This is a genomic window from Terriglobales bacterium, from assembly GCA_035457425.1.
Taxonomy (GTDB): domain Bacteria; phylum Acidobacteriota; class Terriglobia; order Terriglobales; family Acidobacteriaceae; genus JACPNR01.
Map to the genome: position 1 here is coordinate 1 of DATIBR010000093.1, position 2,957 is coordinate 2,957.

Here is a 2,957-nt window from a genome sequence, read left to right on the forward strand (position 1 = left end):
GCCGCCATCGGCAACGAGCGTCGATTCCCTGCTGAAAGATGCCGCCAAGCTGCGCGTCGGCGGACTGGAGGCGACGGCCATCCACACCCCCGGGCACACCGAGGGCAGCTCCTGCCTCTACTTCCCCGCCGAAAAGAAGCTGATCGCGGGCGACACGCTGTTCGCGGGCTCGATCGGGCGGACCGACCTGCCGGGCGGTTCGTTCGAGAAGATCATCGACTCGCTGCAGTCGCGGCTGCTGGCGCTACCGGATGACACGCTGGTCATCCCCGGGCACGGGCCGGCCACGACCATCGGCGAGGAGCGCGAGACGAATCCCTTCCTCATCCGCAAATGAAAAGCGCCGGCGAGTCGCCGGCGTGTAGTTGGGGACCGCCTCTAGAGTGCGTTGTAGACCTTGAGGATCTTGGGCGAGACGTATTGCTCGTCCGGCGGCTTGAAGCCGGGCATGCCCTTGGCGATGCGCAGCGCCGCTTCGGCGTCGTTGTAGAGCTTGCGGTCGGTCGCGCCGCCCAGGTAGTACCGGGTGAGCTTGCTGACGCCCGAGAAGAAATACCCAAGCGCCTTCTTGGAGCCGTTGACGTTCTGGTAGTCCTTGATGTGGGTCTCGGCCTCGGTGTATGCGCCCTTGTAATACTCGCCGATGGCGCGCAGCAGCATGATGTCGGCCTCAGAGGTGGCAACGACCTGCTGCTGCTCGGGCTGCGGCTTGGTCTCCTCTTCCTTCTGGATGGCGGCGAGAGCGCTGCGCGCGGTCCCATTGTTCGGGTCCTCCGCCAGCACGGCGATGTACTTGCTCTTGGCCGCGGTGTAGTTCTTCTTGTTGCGCGCGTCGTCGGCCTCGACGAGGAGCTTCGCGATGTCGATCTTCGGGCGCGCGGGCTCCTTGATGGCGGCGGCGCGCGAGATCGGCGTCGGGGTCGGGGCGGTGCGCGTGCTGCTGGAAGCCGTGGGTGTGGGAGTCGGCTGCGTGGGAGTCGTGGTCGCCACCGTGGCGGGAGTGCTGGGCGGGTTGGCGGCGGCCTGCTCGCGCGTGGCCTTGCCGCGCGGGTCGCCGGGACCATCGCCCTTCAGGCGCGCCGCGTCTTCGTAGGACTGCTGGGCCTGGCGGTGATTGCCGCTGGCGGCCAAGCGGTCGCCCTCGGCCATCGCGGCCTCGTACTGATTGATCTTGGCGAGCAGCGCCTGCGCCTCGCCCGCTTTGGCGCCCTTCACCTGCGAAAGCGAGCTCTTGGCCGCGGCGAAGTTGTTGCTGTTGTATGCGGACTGGCCGTCGTTGAAGAGCTTCAACTGCGGCGCCTCGGCCGCGGCCGCCTGCTGCTCGCGGCGCTTGGCCGGGATGAGCTGCGTCATGTAGCGCTGCGCCTCGGCGAAGTGGGCGCCGAAGCGGATGTTCTTCAGCTTCTGCTCAGCATCGTCGAAGGCGCCCTGGTTGAAGAAGGCGACGCCCTCGTTGAAGCGCGCGTCGTTGCGCTTTTCCTCGGCGGCCGCCTCGGACTGCGCGATCTGGCAGTCGGTCTTCCTGGAGCTGTCGAGGCCGGCAAGCTCGCAGGTGAGCTTGGCGACTTCGTCGAGCTTGCGGGAGGAGGCCGCGGCCTGGATCTGTTTCTGCAGGTCCTCTTTGCGACCGCCGAATGCCGGCAGAGCCGCGAGCACGATCAGGGCGAGGAAGGTCTTATTGCGCATTGAGCACCTTCTCGACGTCGATCTGCTGGAAGACGATGTTGCAGCAGGTGCCAGGCGTATCGTCGGTCGCCTTTACCATCTCGCTCTGCTCGGCGCCGTCAGGGCCGGCGAGGGTCACCTTGTAGTCGCCCGGGGGGACGTTGATGCGCAACGGCGTCTGGGCGTCGGCGGGCAGCTCGACGGAGCGCTTGCCGTCCACCGAGGTGATGCTCTTCACTTTGCCCCAGGGCGTGACGTTGATCTCGATGTAGGTGGTCGCTTTGGGGGCGAGGAAGATGTCCTTGGCCAGGTAGCCAGCGACCGCCACCACAAGCAGCACGACCGCGATGATGATGAACATCATCGGGGACTTCCTGGCCGGAGCGGGAGCCGGGACTGGAGCGGGCGCCGGAGCGACGGTCTTGGGGCGCGCGGGCGCGGGAGCCGGGATGGCGGTCGTCCGGGCGTGCGCGGGCGCTGGAGCAGCGGCCGCGGGTGCGGTCGCCGGTGTCGGACGCGGCGGCGCCGGTGCGCGCAGGGTGGTCGCCGGGATGACATCTTCCGACGAGCCGGCGACGATGGTCTGGTTGGCTTCGGCGGATCCGGCGACGATGGTGTGGTCGAGCTGCGTCTGTTTCTGCTGGCGTGAGGCGCCAGCGGTGGCGTCGGCTTTCAGCGACTCGTACTGCTTCTGCAGGCTCGCGCTGACCTCGATGATGAAGGGAGCGGCCTGCTCAAGGCGCTCCAGCGCCTGCGCGTACTGGCGGGCAAGCAACAGGCGGCGGCCATCGGAGATGGCTGACTCGACCGCGCCCTTGGCCGCCGCGCCACGCTTCTTCTCCAGCTCCGCGATGGCGGCCTTGACCTGCGGTGTCTCGCCATAAGTCTTCTGGCAGGCGTAGGCGATGTTCAGCGCGCCGGCGACGTCGCCCTTCGCCATGGCGGCGTTGGCCTTCTCGATGGCCGCGCTGATGGAGCGCGAGTTGTCCTGCACGCCGCGGGCGCGCTCCAGCAGGTTGCAGAACTCCGGCGACCGCGCCATCGTTGGCGCTTGCGACTCAAGGAAGCCGACGGCGTCGTCCACGCGGCCGTCGTTGAGGAGGCCTTCCGCCTTGTTGATGGCGTTCTCGAGCTTGCGGCCGAACTCGTGGACGTGCCGACGAGCCTCGGTCAGCACGACCTTCAACTCCTCGTCGGGCGTCTCCTTGAGCGTGCCCTCGAGCAGCGCGACCGCCTTCTCATACTCGTCGGCGTTCATCAGGCGGTGGGCTTCCTCGGCGACGCCCTCGATC

Annotated in this window: 3 protein-coding genes; 1 reads left to right on the forward strand and 2 read right to left on the reverse strand. The window is 67.8% G+C overall.

Annotated elements, in window-relative coordinates:
* The coding region (locus VLA96_07100; GenBank protein ID HSE48958.1) for an MBL fold metallo-hydrolase at positions 1–337 on the forward strand (337 nt) is incomplete at its 5' end.
* 41 nt (positions 338–378) lie between these two features.
* Here VLA96_07100 and VLA96_07105 read toward each other — a convergent pair.
* Both VLA96_07105 and VLA96_07110 read right to left on the reverse strand, forming a co-directional pair.
* Complete coding sequence (locus tag VLA96_07105; GenBank protein HSE48959.1) at positions 379–1,686, reverse strand: hypothetical protein; 1,308 nt, start codon at positions 1,684–1,686, stop codon at positions 379–381.
* Positions 1,676–2,957, reverse strand: a 1,282-nt coding sequence (locus VLA96_07110; GenBank protein HSE48960.1) for a hypothetical protein, incomplete at its 5' end; no start/stop codon positions are given. The genes VLA96_07105 and VLA96_07110, both read right to left, overlap by 11 nt.

Bases quoted from the DNA above. Each gene is read 5' to 3' on its own strand.
- VLA96_07105 (HSE48959.1), bottom strand. From the start codon at position 1,686: ATGCGCAATAAGACCTTCCTCGCCCTGATCGTGCTCGCGGCTCTGCCG.